The sequence below is a fragment of the Spirillospora sp. NPDC046719 genome, assembly GCF_040645715.1.
GTDB lineage: Bacteria > Actinomycetota > Actinomycetes > Streptosporangiales > Streptosporangiaceae > Spirillospora.
The window spans coordinates 1-14,787 of sequence record NZ_JBEYYT010000229.1; the positions used below are offsets into that span (position 1 = coordinate 1).

Annotated in this window: 15 protein-coding genes and 1 pseudogene; 10 read left to right on the forward strand and 6 right to left on the reverse strand. The window is 74.9% G+C overall.

All coding sequences use genetic code 11. The annotated features are described in order from the left end of the window. Positions 1 to 150 precede the first annotated feature (150 nt). From ABZ914_RS31320 to ABZ914_RS31330, 3 genes are all read left to right on the forward strand, one after another. Positions 151 to 1,368 (forward strand): MFS transporter, encoded by a 1,218-nt coding sequence (locus ABZ914_RS31320; RefSeq protein ID WP_500197614.1) that lies wholly within the window; start codon positions 151 to 153, stop codon positions 1,366 to 1,368. 51 nt (positions 1,369 to 1,419) lie between these two features. Continuing rightward, positions 1,420 to 2,010, forward strand: coding sequence for an LOG family protein (locus ABZ914_RS31325; RefSeq protein WP_387029897.1), 591 nt, complete (start codon positions 1,420 to 1,422; stop codon positions 2,008 to 2,010). A gap of 176 nt (positions 2,011 to 2,186) precedes the next feature. Beyond that, a complete protein-coding gene (locus tag ABZ914_RS31330; RefSeq protein WP_500197616.1) occupies positions 2,187 to 3,503 on the forward strand; it encodes an alkaline phosphatase PhoX in 1,317 nt (438 codons plus the stop codon). 81 nt (positions 3,504 to 3,584) lie between these two features. On the opposite strand, the gene ABZ914_RS31335 is transcribed toward ABZ914_RS31330, so the two are convergent. Then, positions 3,585 to 3,932, reverse strand: coding sequence for a hypothetical protein (locus ABZ914_RS31335; protein ID WP_241756453.1), 348 nt, complete (start codon positions 3,930 to 3,932; stop codon positions 3,585 to 3,587). Between the two features lie 54 nt (positions 3,933 to 3,986). Here ABZ914_RS31335 and ABZ914_RS31340 point away from each other — a divergent pair, with 54 nt between their 5' ends. From ABZ914_RS31340 to ABZ914_RS31350, 3 genes are read left to right on the forward strand one after another with little or no spacing between them, the layout of a single operon-like run. Then, positions 3,987 to 4,454 carry a hypothetical protein gene (locus ABZ914_RS31340; RefSeq protein ID WP_190867223.1) on the forward strand — a complete coding sequence of 156 codons (468 nt, stop codon included), beginning with the start codon at positions 3,987 to 3,989 and terminating at the stop codon, positions 4,452 to 4,454. Continuing rightward, a complete protein-coding gene (locus ABZ914_RS31345) occupies positions 4,439 to 4,885 on the forward strand; it encodes an SRPBCC family protein (RefSeq protein ID WP_500197617.1) in 447 nt (148 codons plus the stop codon). Before ABZ914_RS31340 ends, ABZ914_RS31345 begins: the two co-directional genes overlap by 16 nt. A 55-nt stretch (positions 4,886 to 4,940) precedes the next feature. Then, positions 4,941 to 5,516: a DNA-3-methyladenine glycosylase I gene (locus tag ABZ914_RS31350; RefSeq protein WP_500197619.1), complete on the forward strand. Its 576-nt coding sequence runs from the start codon at positions 4,941 to 4,943 to the stop codon at positions 5,514 to 5,516. A 3-nt stretch (positions 5,517 to 5,519) separates the two neighbouring features. Here ABZ914_RS31350 and ABZ914_RS31355 read toward each other — a convergent pair whose 3' ends face one another. From ABZ914_RS31355 to ABZ914_RS31365, 3 genes are all read right to left on the reverse strand, one after another. Further along, a complete protein-coding gene (locus ABZ914_RS31355; RefSeq protein WP_500197621.1) occupies positions 5,520 to 8,099 on the reverse strand; it encodes an FtsX-like permease family protein in 2,580 nt (859 codons plus the stop codon). A gap of 5 nt (positions 8,100 to 8,104) precedes the next feature. After that, the gene (locus ABZ914_RS31360) at positions 8,105 to 8,869 is read right to left on the reverse strand and encodes an ABC transporter ATP-binding protein (RefSeq protein ID WP_190867230.1); all 765 of its coding nucleotides are present in this window, start codon (positions 8,867 to 8,869) and stop codon (positions 8,105 to 8,107) included. 96 nt (positions 8,870 to 8,965) lie between these two features. After that, the gene (locus tag ABZ914_RS31365; RefSeq protein WP_500197623.1) at positions 8,966 to 9,751 is read right to left on the reverse strand and encodes an enoyl-CoA hydratase-related protein; all 786 of its coding nucleotides are present in this window, start codon (positions 9,749 to 9,751) and stop codon (positions 8,966 to 8,968) included. Between the two features lie 355 nt (positions 9,752 to 10,106). Between ABZ914_RS31365 and ABZ914_RS31370 the strand changes: the two genes are divergently transcribed. Further along, the gene (locus ABZ914_RS31370; protein ID WP_083946426.1) at positions 10,107 to 10,274 is read left to right on the forward strand and encodes a DUF3117 domain-containing protein; all 168 of its coding nucleotides are present in this window, start codon (positions 10,107 to 10,109) and stop codon (positions 10,272 to 10,274) included. Positions 10,275 to 10,388: 114 nt separating this feature from the next. Then, positions 10,389 to 11,849 (forward strand): leucyl aminopeptidase, encoded by a 1,461-nt coding sequence (locus ABZ914_RS31375; RefSeq protein ID WP_500197625.1) that lies wholly within the window; start codon positions 10,389 to 10,391, stop codon positions 11,847 to 11,849. A gap of 46 nt (positions 11,850 to 11,895) precedes the next feature. Here the strand turns inward: ABZ914_RS31375 and ABZ914_RS31380 are convergent, their stop codons facing one another. Together ABZ914_RS31380 and ABZ914_RS31385 are read right to left on the reverse strand one after the other, a co-directional pair. After that, a complete protein-coding gene (locus ABZ914_RS31380) occupies positions 11,896 to 12,558 on the reverse strand; it encodes a hypothetical protein (protein ID WP_500197626.1) in 663 nt (220 codons plus the stop codon). A 98-nt stretch (positions 12,559 to 12,656) separates the two neighbouring features. Next, positions 12,657 to 13,259, reverse strand: a complete 603-nt coding sequence (locus tag ABZ914_RS31385) for an O-methyltransferase (RefSeq protein ID WP_387029886.1) — start codon at positions 13,257 to 13,259, stop codon at positions 12,657 to 12,659. Positions 13,260 to 13,512: 253 nt separating this feature from the next. On the opposite strand from ABZ914_RS31385, the pseudogene sigE reads away from it, so the two are divergent. After that, a pseudogene (gene sigE / locus ABZ914_RS31390) lies at positions 13,513 to 14,118 on the forward strand (RNA polymerase sigma factor SigE); the annotation flags it as partial. A gap of 307 nt (positions 14,119 to 14,425) precedes the next feature. Next, positions 14,426 to 14,787, forward strand: a 362-nt coding sequence (locus ABZ914_RS31395) for an anti-sigma factor family protein (protein ID WP_500197628.1), incomplete at its 3' end; no start/stop codon positions are given.

Here is a 14,787-nt window from a genome sequence, read left to right on the forward strand (position 1 = left end):
ACCAAGAAAGTCGCCCCCGTTGGCCCGCGCGAGCGGCCCCGCCCCCACCCGGAACCCCGACCGCGGGGGCCCTCGGTTCGAGCCCGCGCGCCGCCGCGCCCGGCGGCGTCGCGGGCGGAGCACCGCACCCACACCCCAGGGGAGTCGAGCATGCCCAGAAGCAGGACACGAGGCGGGCCCCGCGCGGGCACCGACGACGCCGGAGCCGGCCCCCCGGCCCCGCCGGCCGTCGCCCGCGGCCGCGCCGCCCGCGCCGGCGTCGGCGCGATCTTCTTCTCGAACGGAGCCGCCTTCGCCACCTGGGCCTCGCGGGTGCCCGACGTCCGGGACGCGCTGGACCTCACCCCCGGCGGCCTGTCGGTGGCGCTCACCGGGCTGGCCGCCGGGGCCTTAGCCGGGCTGCCGCTGGCCGGCCTGCTGGTCGCCCGGATCGGCAGCCGGCGCATCCTCGCCGGGGCCGGCATCTACCTCGGCGCGCTCCCGCTCGTCGGGCTGGCGCCGCAACTGCTGTGCCTGACCGGCGCGCTCACCTTCTTCGCCATCACCAACAGCTGCGTGGACGTCGCCATGAACACCCAGGGCGCGCTGGCCGAGCGGCTCAGCGCCCGCCCCCTCATGGGCGGGTTCCACGCGAGGTTCAGCCTCGGCGGCGTCACCGGCGCGGCGGCCGGCGGGCTGGCCGTGCACTCCGGGCTGAGCCCGGAGACGCACTTCATGCTGGCCGCCGTGCTGCTGACCACCCTCTGCCTCGTCGCGACCGCGTTCCTGCCGCCCGACCCGCCGGGGTCGGACAGACCCGGGCTCGCGCTCGTCCGCCCCGGTCGCGGCGTGTGGACGCCCGGCCTCGTCGCCTTCTGCGCCCTGATGGGGGAGGGCACCGTGAACGACTGGGGGTCGATCTACCTGCGCGACGTCGCCGGAGCGCCGACCTGGCTCGCCGCCGCCGGGTTCGCGGTGTTCTCGGCCGGGATGGTCACCGGCCGGCTCGTCGCCGACCGGATCCGCGCCGGCACCGGCTCGCACCGGTACCTGTTCGGCTGCGCGGCCCTCGCCGCGTCCGGCGCCGTCCTCGCCCTCGCCCTCCCGTTCACCTGGACGAGCCTGGCCGGGTACGCGCTGATCGGGCTCGGGCTCGCCGCCGTCGTCCCCGTCACCTACAGCCACCTGGCGCGGCGGACGCCCGGATCGCCCGGGCCCGCCATCGCCGCCGCGTCCACCATCGGCTACGTCGGGTTCCTGGCCGGGCCGCCGATCATCGGGGCGCTCAACCACGCCGCCGGGCTGCACGCGGTGATGGTGGTCTTCCTCGTCCTGATGATCATCGTGGTCGCCCTCGCGCCGCGCCTGCGCGACGAGCTCGCCGAGTAGCCGGCTCCGTAGAGTGGGCAGCGCCTCGTCCCCGACCGAAAGGCGTGCGCCATGTCCCTGGCCGTCTGCGTGTTCTGCTCCTCCAGCACCAAGATCGACCGGCGGTACGTCGACCTCGCCGCCGAGGTCGGGGACGAGCTGGCCCGGCGCGGGCACAGCCTGGTGAGCGGCGGCGGCCGGGTGTCCTGCATGGGCGCCGTCGCCCGCGCCGCCCGGGCCGGCGGCGCCCGCACCGTCGGGGTGATCCCCGAGGGGCTGGTCAGCGTCGAGCTCTCCGACGACGACAGCGACGAGCTGATCGTCACGCCCGACATGCGGACCCGCAAGGGCGAGATGGACAGGCGCAGCGACGCCTTCCTGGTGCTGCCCGGCGGCATCGGCACCCTGGAGGAGCTGTTCGAGATCTGGACCGCCCGGACGCTCGGCATGCACGACAAGGCCGTGGTGATCCTCGACCCGACCGGCGTGTACGAGCCGCTCCGCGAGCTGATGAAGGGCCTCACCGAGCAGGGGTTCGCCCGCCCGAAGATCTGGGACGCGATCGGCTGGTCGTCCTCCGTGCCGGAGGCGTTCGACCTGCTGGAACGCTCCCAGCCGAAGATCGGGATGAGCTTCGAGGACTACGCCGAGGCCGAGCTCTGACCCGCCCGCCCGCGCGTCCCCCACAGCAGCGTGGGGGACGCTCCCGGCGCAGCGGACGCCGGAAAAGACCAAGATTGTCCTGGGGGTTTGCCATCCGGCACGTGATCGTTCACCCCCGGTTCAGCACCGGCCGCGACGCTCCTGCGTGATCCCCTCACGTTGAAGGAGACCGCACCATGTCCGTGACCCGTCGCGGTGTCATGAAGGGCGGCGCCGCCGGCGCGCTGTCCATCGCCCTGGCCGGAAGCCTCGACTCCGTCTTCCAGACCTCCGCGGGCGCCGATACCGGAGAGGCCTACGGCTACGGCCCGCTGATCCCCGACCCCAAGGGCGTCCTCGACCTGCCCAAGGGCTTCTCCTACAAGACCCTGTCGACGGAGGGCGACCCGATCTCCGACGGCGTCGTCGTCCCCGGCCACCACGACGGCACGGCCACCTTCCCGGGCAGCAGGCCCGGCCGGACCCGGCTCGTCCGCAACCACGAGCAGAGCAACAACGGCACCCGCGCCGTCGCGCCCGCCGCCCTCACCTACGACCCGGCGGCCAACGGCGGCACCACCACGCTGGAGGTCGACAAGGACGGCGACCTGCTGTCGCAGTACGTCAGCCTCGCCGGGACGTCCACCAACTGCGCGGGCGGGCGCACCCCCTGGGGCACCTGGCTGACCTGCGAGGAGACCGAGGGCTTCACCGGCCAGACCAAGAGCCACGGCTGGGTCTTCGAGGTCGACCCGCACGGGCGGCGGACCGAGCCCGTCCCGCTGACGGGGCTCGGCCGGTTCGCCCACGAGGCCGTCGCCGTCGACCCCGACACCCTCACCGCCTACCTCACCGAGGACGCGCACGGCCCGTTCGGTCTGTTCTACCGGTTCCGCCCGCGCGCGCACCGCGGCGACTACCACGCCTACCTGCAGGGCGGGCGGCTCGAGGCGATGAACGTCCGGGACGTCCCGGACCTGTCGGTCGTCCAGGAGCCCGGCACCAAGCTGCACTGCCGCTGGGTGGCCGTGCCGGACCCGTCGGCGAAGACGGAGTCGACCCGCAAGCAGCTCGACGACGTCACCCGCAGCCAGAAGCTCGAAGGCGCCTGGTGGGGCCACGGCAAGGCGTACTTCGTCTGCTCCTACTCCCACAAGGCCGACGGCGGCGCCGCCGAGCACGCCGGCCAGGTCTGGACCTACGACCCGCGCAAGAACGAGATCGAGCTGCAGCTGGTGTTCAAGCCGGGCGGCAGGTTCGACGGCCCGGACAACATCACCGTCTCCCCGTACGGCGGCGGCGTGATGCTGGCCGAGGACGGCGACGGCGACCAGCACCTCGTCGGCACCACCAAGGCCGGCAAGCCGTTCGCGATGGCCCGCAACGCCCTCAACGGCAGCGAGTTCACCGGCGTCACGTTCTCCCCGGACGGCAAGATCCTCTTCGCCAACCGGCAGGAGGGCCCCGGCGTCACCTTCGCGATCACCGGCCCCTGGCACAAGCTCCGCGCCTGAGCCGGCGGGCCCCGCGGCGGCCTGGGGGAGGCCGCGGTGGATCAGGCGGGGCCGCCGCAGGCTAGGCGGGGCCGCGGGGGGCTAGGCGAGGCCGCGGCGGGCGACCGCCGGGGGGCGGGTGCCGCGGATCGCGGCGACCATGTCGAGGACCTGGCGCACCCCGTCCGCCTGCGACGGCGGCACCCGGAACACGCTCGCCCCCAGCCACGCGTAGACGGACGCGGCGGCCATCAGCCCGGGATCGGGCTCCGCCGCGTCCGACTCCAGCGCCACCATGACGGCGCCGGACGGCCCGGCCCGCTCGACCAGCTCGCTCACCCGGGCCGCCGGGGGCGCCGTGCCCGCGTCCACGGTCCCGTCCGGCGCCCGCTCCGGCCCCGTCAGGATCAGGCCATCGCGCGACCCGGCGCGCTCCTCGTGCAACCCCATGCGCCCAAGCGTGGCACGATCAGGGGTGCGGAGTCGTGAGGAGATCGGAGCGAGATGTTGGTCGTGGTCTTCGTGCTGGCGGGCCTGGCCGTGCTGGGCTCCGTCGTCGTCCTCGCGATGGGCCGGGGCGGAGAGCTGACCGAGACCCATCCCGACCATCCGCCGCTGCCCCTCGGCGACGGCCGGTACGTCACGCCCCGGACGGTCCTCTCGCTCCGGCTGCCCCGAGCGTTCTGGGGCTACCAGGCGCCCGTGGCGGACCAGGCGTTCCGCGACCTCGCCCGCGCCCTCGCCGAGCGCGACGCCCGCGTGGCCGACCTGGAGCGGCAGGTCGACGACCTGCGCCGCGGCGCGACGGTGGCGCCCGAGCCGGAGCGGATCGGCGCGCTGCACGGCCTCCAGGACCCGCACTTCCCCGAGCAGGAGGCCCCGCCGATCCGGCTGCGCGAGGACGGCGAGCCGCAGGACGAGGGGGACGACGACCCGGAATCGGGCAAGGACGGGCCATGGGACATTCCGTGAGCGAGGTCGCCGTCCACGCCGAGGCGCTCTCCGACGCACCGCCGAAGCGGGTCTTCGAGGTCCTCACCGACTGGCCGAGGCACGCCGACTGGATGCCGTTCACCCGCGCCGAGGGCGGCCGCGAGGTCGGCGCGGAGCTGAGGGCGTGGACGGGCGTCGGCCCCGTCGGCTTCCTCGACACCATGGTCATCACCGGCTGGCGGGCCGGGCGGCTCGTCGCCGTCCGGCACACCGGGCGGCTCGTGCGCGGGGAGGCCCGGTTCGAGGTCCTCCCGTACGGGAAGGGCAGCCGCGTCGTCTGGGCAGAGCGCGTCGACCTGCCGCTCGGCGTCCTCGGACGCGCCGGATGGCTGGTCCTCGGCCCCGTCGTGAAGGCGTTCATGGGCCTCGGGCTGCGACGGCTCGCCGCGCTGGCGGCCGGCCCGTCCTGACCCGGCCGTCCGCGACCCGGGCCGTTCTGTCGGAGGCATGAGGTAGAACGGGCCGGTGAGCACCGCTATCCGAGGCGAGGACGGGCTGGCCCGCTGCCCGTGGGGGCTGTCGGCCCCCGACTACATCGCCTACCACGACGAGGAGTGGGGCCGTCCCGTCCGCGACGACCAGGGCCTTTACGAGCGGCTGTGCCTGGAGGCGTTCCAGTCGGGGCTGTCCTGGCTGACGATCCTGCGCAAGCGGGAGGGGTTCCGCGCGGCGTTCTGCGGCTTCGATCCCGAGAAGGTCGCCGCGTTCGGGCCGGACGACGTCGCGCGGCTGATGGCCGACGCGTCGATCGTCCGCAACCGCGCGAAGATCGACGCGGCGATCGCGAACGCGCGCGCCGCGCTCGACCTGCCCGGCGGCCTCGCCGCCACGGCCTGGCGCTACGCCGACCCCGACGCCCCCGCGTACGCCGACACGTCCGATGTCCCCGCCTCCACCGACGGCTCGAAGGCCCTCGCCAAGGAGCTGAAGCGCAACGGCTTCCGGTTCGTCGGCCCCACCACCGCGTACGCCCTCATGCAGGCGTGCGGCCTCGTCGACGACCACCTGACGGGGTGCCATCGACGAGGCGCGTACACCTGACGGTCACTCGGCCTTGGCGGCCTCCAGGACGGGGATCGCGGAGGCCCGGCGCGCGGGCAGGGCCGAGGTGGCGAGGGTGACGGCGGCGGCGCCGACGGCGACCAGGACGAACAGCCACCAGGGCGGGTCCGGGGTCAGGAACGAGCTGCCGGTGCCCGCGTGCAGGACCGCGACCGTGCCGACGGCGGCGCCGATGCCGAGGAGGCCGCCGAGCAGGACGACCGTGGCGGCCTCCCAGCGGACGATCGCCCGGATCTGCGTCACCGTCGCGCCGACGGCGCCGAGCAGGCCGAACTCGCGGGTCCGTTCGGCGACGCTCATCGAGACGGTGGTGGCCATCCCGAACAGCGACAGGACCAGCGACATCCCGATGAACCCGTAGATGACGCTCATGCCCTTGGTCATCGAGCCCGCGGCCCGCTCGACGTAGGCGCCCCGGTCCATGACCTCGACGCCGGGCAGGCCCGCGACCGCGCGCGACAGCGCGTCCGCCGATCCGCCGCTGACCAGGATCGCCTGGGCGGCGGCGTCCGGGTCGAGGCGGTCCATGGTGGACGGGGCGACGAGCGCGCCGTCGGCGAACAGGTGGGACGGGTCGTGGTAGGCGCCCGCGACGGTGAGCGGGACGCGGCCCCGCGCGCCCGCGACCACGATTCGCTGGCCCTTGTGCAGGCTCTTCGCCTTCATGATCGCGGAGGTGAGCCCGATCTGCCCGTCCGGCAGGGCCGGCAGGTGTCCGCCGAGCCGGAGCACGGACGGCAGCGCGCCCTGGTCCACGCCGGTGACGGCGATGTAGAGCGAGTCGCTGTCGCCGTCGTGGGACTTCGGCTGGGGCGAGACGAGCTTGACCTGGGAGGCGGTGAGGGCGGCGGCGTGTGCGACGCCCGGGACGGCGGCGGCCTTCGCGGCGAGGTCGCTGGGCAGCGGCGCGGGGCCGTCGGCGGTCTTCCCGGTCGCGGCGATGGCGTGGTCGGCCTTCATGACCTGCCGTCCGGCCTCGTCGAAGCGGCCGTTCGCCGACATCACGATCATCGCGGTGGCGCCGACGAGGGCGACGCCGAGCATCAGTGACGAGGCGGCGGACGAGACGCGGCGCGGGCTGCGGGTGATCGTGGCGCGGGCGAGCCGCCCGGCCTCACCGCTGACGGCCATCCCGATCCGCCCGACCAGGCCGCCGAGGGGGCCGACGAAGAACGGCCCGAGCACGGCGAGGGCCGCGACGGTCGTCATGCAGCCCATCAGGATCAGCACCGCGATCCCGACGGTGCGGTCCGGTCCGGGCGGCTCCTCGGCGCGGATCGCCCAGACGGGTCCGAAGAACATCCACGCGCAGGCGAAGACCGCGAAGGCGCCGGCGAGGCGGGGCCAGCGGCGGCCGGTCGTGTCGGCGCTCGCCGCCCTGAGCGCCTGCATAGGGGAGATGCGGGCCGCCTTCCGGGCGGCCCGCCACGCGGCGAGCTGGGTGACGAGGATCCCGACGGCGGCCGGGACGGCGAGGGCGATCCAGCCGTACTGCGCGTCGGCGGCGGTGATGTCGAAGCCGTCCTGCGCGAACAGCCTGGTCAGCAGCTCGGAGACGGCGTAGCCGAGCAGGACGCCGCCGGCCGACGCGACGACGCCGAGGACGAGCGCCTCCAGCCGGATCAGCCGCTTGATCTGCCGCGGGGTGGCGCCGATCGCGCCGAGCAGCGCGAGCCGCCGGGTCCGCTGCCGGACGAGGGTGCCGAAAGTGTTGGACACCACGAACAGGCCGACGAACACCGCGACGGACGAGAGCATCCCGATGGCGCCGCCGACGGACGCCCCGGCGCCCTGCAGGTCGGCGGACTGCGCGTGCCGGACGCCGCTCGCCGTCCGGACGGTCGCGGCGGAGCCGAACGCGCGGGTCAGCTCGCCGCGCAGCTTCGCGGGCGGCACGCCGGGGGCGGCCTTCACCCAGGCGGACTGCCAGGTCCCGGCGGGCAGCCCGGCGACCTGCTGGACGGTCGCGGGCGGCGCGAGGATCAGGTCGCCGCTCGCGACGGCGCTGTGCCCCTGCACGGTGACGATGCCGACGACCTTCATCGTGAGGGCCTGCTTCGGCGTCATGACGGTCATCGTGTCGCCGGTGCCGAGCTTCCCGGCGCGCGCGGCGTGCCGGGTGACGGCGACCTCGCCGCCGGCGGCGGGCGCGCGCCCGGACTCCAGGTGGTAAGGGTTGAGCGCGGCCTCGGACGTCCATGGCCGCAGCAGGGTCCGCGCCCCGGCCGGCGGCATGATCGTCTTGTGGCCGGCGCCGCTCGCGGTCACCGGGACGGACGCGTCCCCCGCCACGGCGGCGACGCCGGGCCGTCCCGCGACCCGCGCGAGCGCGACCCGGCCGTCCGGGACCGCGTACGGGTCGTCGGGGTCGACCGAGCCGCCCTGGACGAGCACGTCGGCGCGCGCGTACTCGCTCGCGTCGCTGCCGGAGACGGCCTCCTGCGCGCGCAGCGTGAACTGCAGGGAGCCCGCGATCAGGCCGATGGAGAACAGCGCCGCGAGCATCGTGGCGGCCAGCCGCAGCCAGCCCTCGGCGAACGAGCGCCGCGCGATGAGCCACATGGGGATCAGCCGCCCATCCGGCGCATCACGGCGTGCACCTGGTCGATGGTCGGCCCGGCGAGCTCGTGGACGATCATGCCGTCGGCGAGGAACAGCACCCGGTCGGCGTGCGCGGCGGCGGCCGGGTCGTGCGTCACCATGACCACGGTCTGCCCGTAGGAGTCCACCGCCGAGCGCAGGAACCCGAGCACCTCGGCGCCGGAGCGCGAGTCGAGGTTGCCCGTCGGCTCGTCGGCGAACAGCACCTCCGGCCGGGTCAGCAGCGCCCGCGCGACCGCGACGCGCTGCTGCTGCCCGCCGGACAGCTCGCTCGGCCGGTGCCCGAGGCGCTCGCGCAGGCCCAGCGCGTCCACGACCGTGTCGAACCACCGCCGGTCCGTGCGGCGGTTCCCGAGCCGCCCGGTCAGCCGGATGTTCTCCTCCGCCGTCAGCATCGGCAGCAGGTTGAACGACTGGAACACGAACCCGAGCCGGTCGCGGCGCAGCTTGGTCAGCCGCGTGCGGGACAGCCCGGTGATCTCCACGCCGCCGATCAGCACCGAGCCGGACGTCACCGTGTCCAGCCCGGCCAGGCAGTGCAGGAAGGTCGACTTGCCGGAGCCGGACGGCCCCATGATCGCGGTGAACTGCCCGCGCGCGAACGAGGCCGAGACGCCGCGCAGCGCGGTCACCGCGCCGTCGCCCGTCCCGTACGACTTGACCAGGCCGGACGCGACGGCGACGTGATCGCGGACCTGTCCCGCGGGCGGTGCGGCGGATGCTTGTGTCATGCCCTCAAGCCAACCGCCGCGGGCCCTCCGGCACATTGGCGCGCGCTCCAGAAACGGGGGTGGGGCTGCCCCCACCCCGCGCGCGCGTGGGAGCCCCTAACGGCCCTCGAAGACGGGCTTCTGCTTCTTCAGGAACGCCTCGGTCGCGTTCTGGTGGTCGGACGTCGCCGCGCACTCGTCCTGCAGCACGGCCTCGCGCTCCAGCGCGGACGCCAGGTCGTGCGTCGCCGCGTGGTCGAGCGCCTGCTTCACCGCCGCGTACGCCACGGTCGGGCCCGCCGCGAGGCGCCGCGCCAGCTCCACCGCCGCGGGGGCCAGCTCGTCCGCCGGGACGACCCGGTTGACCAGGCCGAGCTCCAGCGCCTCCGGCGCCTTCAGCGGGTCGCCGAGCAGCAGCAGCTCCGCCGCCTTCGACCGGCCGACCAGCCGCTGCAACGTCCACGACATGCCGCTGTCGGGCGCCAGGCCGATGCCGGTGAAGGCCGTCGCGAACCGCGCCGTGTCCGCGGCCACCGCGAGGTCGCAGGCGAACGCCAGCGCCGCGCCCGCGCCCGCCGCCACCCCGTTCACCGCCGCGACGACCGGCTTCGCCATCCCCGCGATCGCCAGCACGATCGGGTTGTAGTGCTTGGTCACCGTGCCGTCGAGCCCCCGGCCGGCCGCCAGGTTGTCGGCGTGCTCGCGCAGGTCCTGACCGGCGCAGAAGGCCCGTCCCGCGCCGGTGAGGATGACCGCGCGGGCCGACGCGTCCGCCGAGGCGCGCCGGACCGTCTCCAGCAGCGCGTCCTTCATCTCCGCCGTCAGCGAGTTCATCGCGTCCGGACGGTTCAGTGTGATAGTTCCCACACCGTCGGTCACGTCGTACAGCACGGTCTCGGACATGCGGCACCCTCCCGGTCCTCGGTAGATCTTCCCCGGCAACCATCGACGAACCGGGGCGCGGCGGGCAAGTGCCGTTCCCTTCCCGTGTACCCGGCGTGACCGTCCGGTGGTCTTCGGGCCGGTCCTTCCGCCTCGCTCCCGGTGACCGGGGCGATGCCGGTCGATCAGCGCCGGAGTGCCCCGTACGCCTGCAGTCTTCCGATCTGGAGGCTGATCGTTACCACTTCGCGCCCAGGAGACGAGATAATGGACCACTACTGATGACGCGGATGCGACAGGCGGCCACGCGGCCAACGGTGCCCGGAGGCTCCAAACGGCCCCAAGCGGGGCCTTTAGGCAGGAAGGGGATGCACGCATGGCGGCGATGAAGCCGCGGACGGGAGACGGTCCGCTCGAAGTGACCAAGGAGGGGCGCGGAATCGTCATGCGGGTCCCGCTCGAAGGCGGCGGCCGCCTTGTGGTCGAGCTCTCCGCCGACGAGGCCAAGGAACTCGGCGAGGCCCTCAAGGGCGTCGTCGGCTGACGGCTCCGCCGTTCCCGGCTCTCCGGCGAAGGTCCCGGCGTGCTCGCCGGGACCGTCGCCGTTCCCGTACACCGCACATCCGGTAAAAGCTCAGCTCAGGGGGGATCCGTCGCCATGCCCATCGAGACCCGCATCCACGGCGCCGGCGGCACCGTGACCGGCACCGCGGTCGACCTCGAGGCGGAGGCGGTGGCGGTCCCCGTCCGCTCCGGCCCGGTCGCCCCGGACGCCGAGGTCGCGAAGTCCCTGCCGTTCACCCTGGACGAGCTGCTGGCGCTGCACGGCGCCAAGGGCGAGGCGGGCGAGATCGTCGCCGCCCCCGTCCAGGTCGGCGGCAAGGTCCGCGAGCTGCTGCTGTACGGGGTGGGCGAGGCGGCCCCCGCGGAGCTGCGCAAGGCCGGTGCGGCCCTCGCGCGCCGCGGCCGCGGCCGCTCGGCCCTCGTCGCGGGGGTCCCCTCCGGCGACCTCGCCGCCTTCGTCGAGGGCGCCCTGCTCGCCTCCTACGAGTTCCGGATCGGCGCCGCCGCGCCCAAGGGCCCGCTCGGCACCCTCGCCGTGCTGACCGAGGCCGGCCCCGACGCGGACGCGCCCGCGATCGAGCGCGGCACCGCGCGGGCCCGCGCCACCGCCCTCGCCCGCGACCTCACCAACACCCCGTCCGGCGAGAAGGACCCGTCCTGGCTCGCCGCCCGCGCCGAGGAGGTCGCCCGCGAGGCGGGCCTCACCGTCCGGGTCCGGGACGAGAAGGAACTGGTCGAGGGCGGGTTCGGCGGCCTGCTGGCGGTGGGCTCCGGCTCCGTCCGCCCGCCGCGCCTGATCGAGCTGTCCTACACCCCCGACGGGACGCCCGACCGGCACGTCGTGCTCGTCGGCAAGGGGATCACGTTCGACAGCGGCGGCCTGTCGCTCAAGCCGAACGACGGCATGAAGACCATGAAGACCGACATGGCGGGCGGCGGCGTGGTCATCGCCGTGATGAGCGCGCTGCGCGGCCTCGGCGTCCGCGCCCGCGTCACCGGCCTGGTCGCCGCCGCGGAGAACATGCCGTCCGGCGGGTCCATGCGGCCCGGCGACGTCATCGCCCACTACGGCGGCAAGACCTCCGAGGTGCTGAACACCGACGCCGAGGGGCGGCTCGTCCTCGCCGACGCCCTCGCCTACGCCGACGCCGAGCTCGACCCCGACGCGGTCGTGGACGTCGCGACCCTCACCGGCGCCGCCAAGGTCGCGCTGGGCCTGCGGCACGGCGCGCTGTTCAGCAACGACGACGCCCTCGCCGAGGCCCTGACGGCGGCCGGGGCCGCGGCGGGCGAGCCGCTGTGGCGGCTGCCGCTCGTCGACGACTACCGCGAGGCGATCGAGTCGGACGTCGCCGACGTCAGCAACATGGGCCGCGGCGGCTTCAACGGCGGCGCGATCGCGGCGGCGCTGTTCCTGCGCGAGTTCGTCGGCGACCGCACCTGGGCCCACCTGGACATCGCCGGCCCCGGCCGCGCCACCTCCGACGACGCCGAGATCACCCGCGGCGCCACCGGCTACGGCACCCGGCTCCTCCTCGACTGGCTCACCGCTTGACCCTGAGCCGGCTGCGGGCGGCGCGGTGCCGTCCCGAGCCCGCGCGTCAGCGGGTGCGGCGGTCGATGACGGGCACGCGGCGCCGCCGCCGGGCCTCTTTGACGATCTTGGGGAGGGCCGCGTCCCAGCCGGGGCCGACCGCGAAGCACCACGGCACCGCCGCCGCCGTCGCCGGGACGTCCCGCATCGTCAGCGCCACCAGGACGGGCCGGTCGGACGTGCGGGCCATCTCCGCCAGCTCCTGCGTCGGCAGGAACACCACGTAGTCCTGCTCGCCGCGGCGGGTGCCGGGGACGCCCCGGCGCAGAGCCGTGATCGCCGCCACGTCGTCCCAGGGCAGCAGCCGCCCGGCCCGGCGCGGCAGCGGCCAGCGCGCCGGCCGGCGCACCCCCGAGGCGTCCAGCTCCAGGACGGGACGGCGCGCGACCAGCCCGCCGAGCGACACGGCCAGGCCCGCGCCGAACAGCAGGAAGCCCGCGACGCCGATGACCATGAACGTGATGCTGCCGACGCCCGCGCCGCGGATCACGCCGCCCGTGACGAACCCGATCGACGCCACGAACAGGATCAGGAACGCGGCGAGCCGCCAGACCGCCCGCCACGTCACGCGGTCGCGGACCGCGAACACCTCGCCGGGCACGTCCCGCCCCGCGTCCGCCGGCCCCTCAGAGCCGTCGGCTTCGTTCGCCTGGTGCTCCACTCCGGTCACCGGCCGCTTCCCTTCTGGGGGGACGACCCCCCAGACCCCCCGGAAAGGCCGACTGACCGGCGACCTCCGTTCCGCTGGCGCTCCACTCCGGTCACCGGTCAGTCGCGCTTCACCGCGCACAGCAGGCCGTCGCCCACCGGGACCAGCAGGGGGACGAGCCGCTCGTCCTCGCGGACCGCCCGGTGCACCTCGCGGATCGCCTCGGTCTCGGGGTCGCGGGCGTCCGGGTCGGCGACCCGGTCCTGCCACAGCGCGTTGTCGAACGCGACGACGCCGCCCGGCCGCAGCAGCCGCAGCGCCGCCGACAGGTACTCCGGGTACTCGTACTTCGCCGCGTCGCAGAAGACCATGTCGTAGGCGCCGTCGGTGAGCCGCGGCAGCACCTCCAGCGCCGGACCGATGATCATCCGGGTGCGGAACGCGGACAGGCCCGCCTCGCGGTAGGCGAGCTTCGCCAGCCGCTGGTGCTCGGGCTCGATGTCGACGCTGGTCAGCACCGCGTCCTTCGGCATCCCCCGCATCAGGTACACGCCGGACACCCCGCAGCCCGAGCCGACCTCCACGACCGTCCGGGCGCCCAGCAGGGACGCCAGGAAGCGCAGCGCGGCGCCGCCCGCCGGGCCGATCGGGGTCGCGCCGATCTCGTGGCCGCGCCGCCGGGCCTCCAGCAGTGGCTCGTCTTCGGGGAGGTAATCCTCCACGTAGGCCAGGGTGGCCTGAATGGCGTCGATGGCTGCCTCCTCGCGGGACCCCCGCCTGGCTCATGCTGGAAAGACCATATCGCTGACCGGGAACCATCCGGAGTTCCAGCGCGTTGCAGCAGACGTAAGCACCCGCCGTCCGGTGGGTGGAACCACGAGCACCGAACCGGTCCAGAACCGCCCCAGCCCAGGCGAGACCGTGCCGTTCCAAGGCGAAGAGTCTTGGCTCACCAGAGAGGAACAGCCCGGCACCATGGGAGTCGCAGCACTGAGTTTTAGAGGCGCTGTGGGGGTCGGCCCCAGGCAGGGGCTGGGAAACGCCGCGCGTGAGAACGCCCCCGAGGCCGAATGGGCGCCGCCGTCATGGGATGAGGTCGTCCGCGAGCACTCCGCGCGCGTGTACCGGCTCGCCTACCGGCTCACCGGCAACCAGCACGACGCGGAGGACCTCACGCAGGAGGTCTTCGTCCGCGTGTTCCGCTCGCTGTCGAACTACACGCCCGGCACGTTCGAGGGCTGGCTGCACCGGATCACCACGAACCTGTTCCTCGACATGGCGCGGCGCCGCCAGCGCATCCGCTTCGAGGGACTCGCCGACGACGCCGCCGAGCGGCTGCAGGGCCGCGAGCCCACGCCCGCGCAGGCGTTCGACGACACCAACTTCGACGCCGACGTGCAGGCGGCGCTGGACGCGCTGGCCCCCGAGTACCGCGCGGCCGTCGTGCTGTGCGACATCGAGGGCCTGTCCTACGAGGAGATCTCCGCCACGCTGGGCGTCAAGCTCGGCACCGTGCGGAGCCGCATCCACCGGGGGCGGGCGCAGCTGCGGACCGCGCTGGAGCACCGGGCGCCGACCCGGCGCCGTCCCGGGACCCGCAACGACTGGCAGGCCACCGAGGCCGTCGCGGAGGCCGCCGCGGTGGGGGAGCGGGCCGATGCGGCGATCTCCGGCACCGGTAGCGTGCGGGCAGCCGACGGCGCCGACCCGAGCACGGCCGGCGACGTCCGGCCGCAGCCGGAGGGCGTGTAGCGACCGCGCGCGTGGCAGCGGGGCCGCGCGCGGAGGAGAACGGAACGAACAGGGGCGTCATGACCAGGCGTAGCAAGGGCATCCATCCGGGGGCCGCCGGGGGGCGCGGGGGGTCGTCCCTGCGTGAGGAGGCCGTGTGAGCTGCCTTGGTGAGCGCCTGACCGCTCTGATCGACGACGAGCTGGACCCCGCCGACCGCGACCGCGCCCTCGCCCACCTGGCCGGCTGCGCCGTCTGCCGGGCCGAGGCCGACGAGCTGCGCCGCGTCAAGGGCCGGCTGCGCGGGCTGAGCGCGATCCCCGCCTCCGACGGCGCCGACGACCTGCCGTCCGGCGACTTCCTGAACCGCCTGCGCTCCATGGGCGCCGACGCCGGCTCCGCTCCGGAGCCGCCCGCGACCACCCAGCCGATGCGTCCGGCGCCGCCCGCCCGGCCGCTGCGATCATCCGCCCGTCCCGCCCGGACGGCGCCGGCCGGCCGTCCCCGCGACACCCGGCC

Coding starts and splice junctions, on each gene's coding strand:
- ABZ914_RS31330 (WP_500197616.1), top strand. CDS start 2,187: ATGTCCGTGACCCGTCGCGGTGTCATGAAGGGCGGCGCCGCCGGCGCG.
- ABZ914_RS31335 (WP_241756453.1), bottom strand. CDS start 3,932: ATGGGGTTGCACGAGGAGCGCGCCGGGTCGCGCGATGGCCTGATCCTG.
- ABZ914_RS31375 (WP_500197625.1), top strand. CDS start 10,389: ATGCCCATCGAGACCCGCATCCACGGCGCCGGCGGCACCGTGACCGGC.
- ABZ914_RS31360 (WP_190867230.1), bottom strand. CDS start 8,869: ATGACACAAGCATCCGCCGCACCGCCCGCGGGACAGGTCCGCGATCAC.
- ABZ914_RS31325 (WP_387029897.1), top strand. CDS start 1,420: ATGTCCCTGGCCGTCTGCGTGTTCTGCTCCTCCAGCACCAAGATCGAC.
- ABZ914_RS31365 (WP_500197623.1), bottom strand. CDS start 9,751: ATGTCCGAGACCGTGCTGTACGACGTGACCGACGGTGTGGGAACTATC.
- ABZ914_RS31320 (WP_500197614.1), top strand. CDS start 151: ATGCCCAGAAGCAGGACACGAGGCGGGCCCCGCGCGGGCACCGACGAC.
- ABZ914_RS31340 (WP_190867223.1), top strand. CDS start 3,987: ATGTTGGTCGTGGTCTTCGTGCTGGCGGGCCTGGCCGTGCTGGGCTCC.
- ABZ914_RS31370 (WP_083946426.1), top strand. CDS start 10,107: ATGGCGGCGATGAAGCCGCGGACGGGAGACGGTCCGCTCGAAGTGACC.
- ABZ914_RS31345 (WP_500197617.1), top strand. CDS start 4,439: ATGGGACATTCCGTGAGCGAGGTCGCCGTCCACGCCGAGGCGCTCTCC.
- ABZ914_RS31355 (WP_500197621.1), bottom strand. CDS start 8,099: ATGTGGCTCATCGCGCGGCGCTCGTTCGCCGAGGGCTGGCTGCGGCTG.